Raw genomic sequence first — 8048 nt, 5'->3', positions numbered from 1 at the left:
CCTCCCCCGCCGTCTTCCCCGCAGCCGTACTTCATTTCGCCTGACTTCAGCCGGGCGCGCCTGTGCGCGCGTTCGCCGTCAGCCATGACCTTTGCGTGGAAGACACACAAACATGCTTCGCAAGACCTCTCTGGTGCTCCTCATGGGCACCTGCAGCTTTGCCTGCGCTGAAACCGCCCCTGTCGAACTCGGCGCCACCACCATCGACGGCGAACGCGACGCCGCCAGCGGCGTGCAGCTGGACGAGCCGATCCGTACCGGTTCGCGCCTTGGACTGACCGCGCGAGAAACGCCCGCCTCGGTCAGCGTCTCGGACCGCCGCCTGATCGAAGAACGCGGCGCCAAGGACAGCCAGGACGTGGTCAACGCCATGACCGGTGTCAACGCCTCGGCCAACCCCGGCTTTGGCGGCTTCGTCGCCTACCGCGGCTTTACCCAGAACCAGGTCACCCAGTTGTACAACGGCATCAACCTGGGCTACAGCAGCGCCACCCGGCCAGTGGACGCCTGGGTACTCGACCGCGTCGAGCTGATTGGCGGGCCGTCTTCGTTCCTGCATGGCGCGGGCGCGGTGGGCGGCTCGATCAACTACATCACCAAACTCGCCAGCCGCGACCAGCAGATCATTGACGGGCGTATCCGCTATGGCAGTTTCGACGACAGCGAGGTGGCGTTCGGGATCAACCAGGCGCTGGCCAGCAACCCCGCCGATGCCCGCCATTTCGTGCGCCTGGACTTCAGCCGCGGGCATGGCAACGGCTACGTCGACCGCAACGAACGGCACACCGACAGCCTGGCCTTTTCGCTGCTCAGCGACCTGGCACCCAACCTCACCCACACCCTGGCGCTGGAGTACCAGGAAGACCGCGAAGACAGCCCCTACTGGGGCTCGCCGATCCTGCCCGGGCGCAGCACGATGAAGATCGACAACAGCCGCCGTTTCGAAAACTACAACGTCGCTGACGGCCGCTATGAGCAACGGGTGCGCTGGCTGCGCTCGATCCTCGATTACCAGATCAGCGACAGCACCAGCGTGCAGAACACGCTGTACCACTACAACGCCCAGCGCGATTACCGCAACCTTGAACGCTACGCCTACACCAGCGACGGCAAGGTGCAGCGCAGCAGCCCTTACCTGCAGCGCCACGACCAGAACCTGCTGGGCGACCGCATCGAACTGCGCCACGACAACCAGCTGTTCAGCCTGGCCAGCCAATGGTCGCTGGGGCTGGAATACTCGCGCATGCGCCAGACCCTCTACCCCACTTCCGCCAGCTGGAGTGACGTGGTCGATGCCGATCACTTCGACCCCGGCAGCTTCGATGACATCCCCGGGGTGAATGCCGGCCTGACCAAGCAACGCCACCACGAGGTCATCAACCGTGCAGTGTTCGCCGAAAACCGCTTGCAACTGACCGAGCGCCTGGCCCTGCTGAGCGCCTTGCGCTACGACTACCTGGACATGGAAGTGACCAACTACGGCGCAGTCACGCCCACCTCGCCGGCCTATTTCGAACGGCGCTGGGAACCGCTGTCCGGGCGCATCGGCCTGACCTATGCGTTGACACCTTCGGCCAGCGTGTACGTGCAGTACAGCTCTTCGGCCGACTTACCGGCCGGTTCGCTGGCAGCGGCGACCTACTCCAACGTCGGGCTGTTCGACCTGTCCAAGGGCGAGCAGTGGGAAGTGGGCAGCAAGTTCGACTTCCTCGACGGGCGAGGTGCCGCCACGCTGGCGCTGTACCAGATCGTGCGCAAGGACTTTGCCGTGCGCGACTCGACCGACGCCAACCTCACGGTCCAGGCCGGGCAGCAGACCTCACGCGGTGTCGAACTGTCCGGTCGCCTCCAGGTAACGCCGAAACTGCTGGCCGAGGCCAACTACGCCTATGTCGATGCGCAGTACGATGAGTTCAACGAGGCAGTAAACGGCAAGTCGGTGTCACGCAAGGGCAATGCACCGACCAACGTGCCGGCCAATGTCGCCAACCTGTGGCTGACCTACAGCCTGTCGTCGGCATGGTCGGTGGGCGCAGACGGGCGCTACGTGGGCTCGGTGTATGCCGACAACGCCAACAGCCTCAAGGCCCCGGCCTACACCCTGTTCGGCGCGTTCGCCCGCTACCGGCTGGATGAGCACACCACGCTGACCGGGCGGGTGCGCAACCTGACCGATGAGGTGTATGCCAAGCAGGCCTACAACAGCCAGTACTACATGGGGCCGCCGCGCACCTTGGAGCTGGCGCTGGACATGCGCTTCTAACCGCAAACCCGGTTCACTGTGGGAGCGGGCATGCCCGCGAACACCGGCGCAGCCGGTGCCATCTATCGCGTCGCCTGCTTCGCGGGCTTGCCCGCTCCCACAGTGATCGCGCCAGCTTCAGGTTTTGTGCAAGGCATTTGCGCCCACATTTCTCCACACAAACCATATAAAGCTCCCACGCATTTCGAGTAATAATGTTGGTTCTCATTACCGCCGGCATTGATGCACGGCTCAATCACATCAAGGAAGTTTCTGTGTTCAAATCGTTGTCTCCGGCAATCGTGGCCGCCGCACTCATCGCCATGGCGGGCTGCCAGAACCGGCCTGCCTCCGAGGCGGACAAACAGGCGCGCCAGACATTCGTCAGCGACATGCAACAAGCCCTGAAGCTGGGCATCGCCACAGCAGACACGGACAAGCAGATCGGCGTGGTCATGCTGGATGTCAAACTCGACCAGCATTCCGCGCCCATCAGTTGCAAAGCCAGCAAGGCACCGATCAAGTACGAAACCGTGCTGCCTGCCGACCTGCCCCGCTCGGACTTCAAGTCGCTGACCAGCGTGGTCGAGGCGCAATGCTGGAAAACCATCTATCCCGTGGTGCCCAAGTCGCTGCGCGACGAAGACGGCACGGTGGAAGTACGTGCGCCCCTGTTCGTGGTGCTGCCCGCTGCGGCCCAGGCGCCTGAAACAGCGCGGCGCAAGGCCAATGCACAACGTGAATTTTTCTGGCAGCACCTGTTCCGCGACCAGCCGGTAGACAGCATCGGCAGGGCCTCGCTTTATTATGAGGCGAATGCGCAGGGCAAGGTCCAAGGCTGCCTGGTGCAGATCTATCCCCACCCGAACCGGCCGGATGACTTTCGCCTCGATGGCAAGCTGCAGGCCGAAGTCAACAGCCGCTGCATGGCGCTTGACCTGAGCACGCTACCAGGCTTCAGCGCCGACGAGCACGGCCAGGCCAAGGGTTACAGTGAAATGGAATACGCCCCCTGGAAGGTGGGCCGGCTGTAAACCGCAACAGCGGTTGAATCAGGTATCCCGAGGTCGCCCTCGACAAAGCACCGTCCTGCGCCCGGTTATCTACTGGCAAGCACAACAATGATGGCGCGGCCCGACCGCGCCACTTTCATCATGGCTGCCAATGGAACCGGAGAGCCCCCGCATGTCCGCACCTCATGAGGTATCCCCCGCCACCCTGCGCAGGGTGATCGCCGCCTCGGCCATCGGCAATTTCGTCGAATGGTTCGACTTCGCCGTGTATGGCTTTCTCGCCACCCTGATCGCCAGCCAGTTCTTTGCCAGCGAAGACGCCAGCGTGGCTTTGCTCAAGACGTTCGCGGTGTTCGCCGTGGCCTTCGCCCTTCGCCCGCTGGGCGGGATCGTGTTCGGCGCGCTGGGCGACCGTCTGGGGCGCAAGCGCATCCTGTCGCTGACCATCCTCTTGATGGCAGGTTCCACCACCCTGATCGGCCTGCTACCGACCTACGCCAGTATCGGCCTGGCAGCCCCCGTGCTGCTGACCCTGGCGCGCTGCCTGCAAGGTTTTTCTGCCGGCGGCGAGTACGCGGGGGCCTGCGCCTACCTGATGGAGCACGCGCCCAACGACAGGCGTGCCTTCTACGGTAGCTTCGTGCCGGTCTCGACCTTTTCCGCCTTCGCCTGCGCCGCCGTGATCGCCTATGGGCTGGAAGCCAGCCTGTCGGCCGAGGCGATGAATGCCTGGGGCTGGCGCGTTCCTTTCCTGATCGCCGCACCGCTGGGGTTGGTTGGCCTGTACCTGCGCTGGCGCATGGAAGAAACCCCGGCATTTCGCGAAGCCGTCGCCCAAGGCAAGGAGCATGAGCATTCGCCGCTCAAAGACACCCTGCGTCACCATGGCCGGGTCATTCGCAACCTGGGGGCGTTCATCTCGCTGACCGCCTTGTCGTTCTACATGTTCACCACCTACTTCGCCACGTACCTGCAACTGGTGGGCAACCTGACCCGCGCGCAGTCGCTGCTGGTGACCACCGTGGCGCTGCTGTTCGCCGCCGTCGGCTGCCCGCTGGCCGGGGCATTTTCGGACCGGGTGGGGCGGCGCAAGACCATTGGCTTTACCTGCCTGTGGGTGATGCTGTGCGTGTTCCCGGCGTACTGGCTGGCCAGCTCGGGCTCGATGTCCGGCGCACTGCTGGGGGTGATCCTGCTGGCGGTGGGGGCCTTGTGCAGTGGCGTGGTTACCGCGGCGTTGCTGTCGGAGAGCTTCCCAACCCGCACCCGCTATACCGCTTCGGCGATTACCTACAACGTGGCCTATACGCTGTTTGGCGGCACCGCGCCGCTGGTGGCGACCTGGCTGATCGGGCAGACCGGCAGCAGCCTGGCACCAGCGTTTTACCTGGTGGTGATTGCGCTGGTGGCGTTGGTGGGCGGGTTGGCGTTGCCGGAGACTTCGCGGATTTCGTTGCATGATGAGGTGGGACCGGATGCTGTACGGCCTGGAGTCCGTAGTACCATCTGAGATTTTTGGGGCTGCTGTGCAGCCCATCGCGACACAAGGCCGCTCCTACAGGGACCGCGTCGGCCGGAAGATGACGCGGTCCCTGTAGGAGCGGCCTTGTGTCGCGAAAGGGCCGCAAAGCGGCCCCAAATTCTCAGCCCTCCTGCTGCTCTTCCCGCCGATACGCCCACTGATACAACGCCGGCAACACCAGCAACGTCAACGCGGTAGAAGACAAGATCCCGCCAATCACCACCGTCGCCAACGGCCGCTGCACCTCCGCCCCGGTCCCGGTCGCCAAGGCCATCGGAATGAACCCCAGCGAAGCCACCAGCGCCGTCATCAGCACCGGTCGCAAGCGCGTCAGCGCGCCCTCCTCCACCGCCACCCGCAACGGGCGCCCTTCTTCGCGCAGGCTACGGATAAAGGCGATCATCACCAGCCCATTGAGCACCGCCACCCCCGACAAGGCAATGAACCCCACACCTGCAGAAATGGACAACGGAATGTCCCGCAGCCACAGCGCCAGCACCCCGCCGGTCAGCGCAAACGGAATGCCGGTGAACACCAGCAGGCCATCCCTGAGGTTGTTGAACATCATCAGCAACAATGCCATGACCAGCAGCAAGGCCACCGGCACCACCACCTGCAGGCGCTCGGTTGCCGACTGCAACTGTTCGAACTGGCCACCCCAGCGCGTCCAGTAACCCGGCGGAATCTGCACCTGCTGGATCAGGGTCTGCTCGGCATCCTCCACAAACGAGCCCAGGTCACGCCCTCGTACGTTGGCACTGACCACCACCACCCGCTTGCCATCCTCGCGGCTGACCTGGTTAGGCCCCAGTTGCAGGTTCAACGTGGCCACCTGCGACAGCGGGATAAAGCCGATTTGCGCAGCGCCCGCGGCGGCACTGGCCGGTACCGGAATCAGCAGGCTGGAAAGCCCGTCCACATCCGTACGCAAGGTTTCGGGCAGGCGCACCACCATGTCGAAGCGCCGGTCGCCTTCATACAGCGTGCCTGCCGTGCGGCCACCCACGGCAATCGCGATGGCGTCCTGCACGTCGCCTACGTTCAGGCCATGGCGGGCCGCCTTGTCGCGGTCGATGTCGATGGTCAGCACCGGCAGGCCGGTGGTCTGCTCGACCTTCACCTCGGACGCACCCGCTACACCCTGCAGGCTGCTGGCGATCTGCGCGGCGGTGCGGTTGAGCACGTCCATGTCATCACCGAACAACTTCACCGCCACATCGCTGCGCACCCCGGAAATCAGCTCGTTGAAACGCAACTGGATCGGCTGCGACAGCTCGTAGTTGCTGCCCGGTACGCTGGCCGCAGCACGCTGTACCTCGGCGATCAGTTCGTCACGTGGCTTGCCCGGGGCCACCCACTGCTCGCGTGGGCGCAACATCACATAGGCGTCGGAGATGTTAGGGGGCATCGGGTCGGAGGCGATCTCGGCGGTACCGGTACGGGCGAACACCCGCTCCACTTCCGGCACCTGGGCGATGATTGCCTGCTCCAGGCGCTGCTGCATGTCTACCGACTGCGTCAGGCTGGTACCGGGCACGCGCAGGGCCTGCAAGGCAAAGTCGCCCTCGCTGAGGCTGGGGATGAACTCGCTGCCCATGCGGCTGGCCATGACCCCGGACAGCACCACAAGCGTCGCCGCGGCGGCAAACGCCAGCTTGCGCCGGCCCAGCACCCAGGCCAGCACCGGGGCATAGCGCTGACGCGCGGTGCGCATCACCAGGCCTTCTTCTTCCTTGACCTTGCCGGTGACGAACAGGGCAATGGCCGCCGGCACGAACGTGACCGAAAGAATCATGGCGCCGAGCAGGGCCATGACCACGGTAAAGGCCATGGGGTGGAACATCTTGCCCTCGACCCCGGTCAGGGCAAAGATCGGCAGGTACACCACCATGATGATCAACTGCCCGTAGATCAGCGGCCGGCGCGCCTCACGGGCGGCGGCGAACACTTCATGGAAGCGCTCGCTGCGGGTCAGCATGCGGCCGTGGCGCTGCTGGGCATGGGCCAGGCGGCGGATGGCGTTTTCCACGATCACCACGGCGCCGTCGACGATGATGCCGAAGTCCAGTGCCCCCAGGCTCATCAGGTTGGCGCTGACCTTGTTGCTGAACATGCCGGTGAAGGTGAACAGCATCGACAGCGGGATGACCATGGCGGTGATCAGTGCGGCGCGGATGTTGCCCAGGAACAGGAACAGCACGGCGATGACCAGAATGGCGCCTTCGATCAGGTTCTTCTTCACCGTGGCGATGGCTTTTTCCACCAGGTTGGTGCGGTCGTACACGGTCACCGCTACCACACCCTTGGGCAGGTTGCGGTTGATCTCGACCAGTTTGGCGGCGACTGCCTGGGACACCGCGCGGCTGTTCTCTCCAACCAGCATGAACACCGTGCCCAGCACCACTTCCCGACCGTTTTCGGTGGCCGCGCCCGAGCGCAGTTCTTCGCCCAAGCCAACCTCGGCCACATGGCTGACGCGGATCGGCGTGCCATCAGCGCTGGAAATGACAATATTGGCGATGTCTTCGGCCGAGGCCAGCTGGCCCGGCGCCCGGATCAGCAACTGCTCGCCATTGCGTTCGATGTAACCGGCGCCGACGTTACCGTTGTTACGCTCCAGCGCCGCGATCAGGTCGTTGAGGGTGAGCTTGTAGGCCGCCAGCCGCTTGGGCTCCGGTGCAATCAGGTACTGCTTGGCATGGCCGCCGATGCTGTTCACTTCGGCCACCCCCGGCACATTGCGCAACTGCGGCTTGATGATCCAGTCCTGGATCACCCGCAGGTCGGTCAGGGTGTATGGGGTGCCATCCTCCTTGAGTGCGCCCTGTTCGGCCTCCACGGTCCACAGGAAGATTTCGCCCAGCCCGGTGGAGATCGGCCCCATGCCCGCCTCCATGCCCTCGGGCAATTGCTCACGGGCCACTTGCAGGCGCTCGTTGACCAGCTGGCGGGCAAAGAACAGGTCGGTGCCGTCCTCGAAAATCACCGTGACCTGCGACAGGCCCGAACGCGACAGCGAGCGGGTCTGCTTCAGCCCAGGCAGGCCGGCCATGGCGGTTTCGATGGCAAAGGTGATGCGCTGCTCGGTCTCCAGCGGCGAGTAGCCGGGCGCGGCGGTGTTGATCTGCACCTGGACGTTGGTGATGTCCGGTACAGCGTCGATCGGCAGTTTCTGGTAGCTGTGAATACCCACCGCGGCCATCAGGACCACGGCCAGCATCACCACCAGGCGCTGCTCGATGGCAAATTGGATCAGGCGTTCGAACATGCA

General features: G+C 64.4%; 4 protein-coding genes. 3 read left to right on the top strand and 1 reads right to left on the bottom strand.

Annotated elements, in window-relative coordinates:
- Nucleotides 1-112: 112 nt before the first annotated feature.
- The 3 genes from AK81_RS20890 (at nt 113) to AK81_RS20880 (ending at nt 4765) form a co-directional block, all read left to right on the top strand.
- A complete protein-coding gene (locus tag AK81_RS20890; RefSeq protein WP_043202052.1) occupies nt 113-2263 on the top strand; it encodes a TonB-dependent receptor in 2151 nt (716 codons plus the stop codon).
- Between the two features lie 254 nt (nt 2264-2517).
- The gene (locus AK81_RS20885; RefSeq protein WP_043202070.1) at nt 2518-3276 is read left to right on the top strand and encodes a hypothetical protein; all 759 of its coding nucleotides are present in this window, start codon (nt 2518-2520) and stop codon (nt 3274-3276) included.
- A 151-nt stretch (nt 3277-3427) separates the two neighbouring features.
- Nucleotides 3428-4765, top strand: coding sequence for an MFS transporter (locus AK81_RS20880; RefSeq protein ID WP_043202049.1), 1338 nt, complete (start codon nt 3428-3430; stop codon nt 4763-4765).
- A 133-nt stretch (nt 4766-4898) separates the two neighbouring features.
- On the opposite strand, the gene AK81_RS20875 is transcribed toward AK81_RS20880, so the two are convergent.
- Entirely contained in the window at nt 4899-8045 is a 3147-nt protein-coding gene (locus tag AK81_RS20875; protein ID WP_043202046.1) for an efflux RND transporter permease subunit, read from the bottom strand.
- Nucleotides 8046-8048 lie beyond the last annotated feature (3 nt).

The organism is Pseudomonas putida W15Oct28 (assembly GCF_000708715.2).
Taxonomy (GTDB): Bacteria; Pseudomonadota; Gammaproteobacteria; order Pseudomonadales; family Pseudomonadaceae; genus Aquipseudomonas; species Aquipseudomonas putida_R.
Note: the sequence above shows the minus strand (reverse complement) of the source record. Positions and strands in the feature narration are given on the sequence as shown.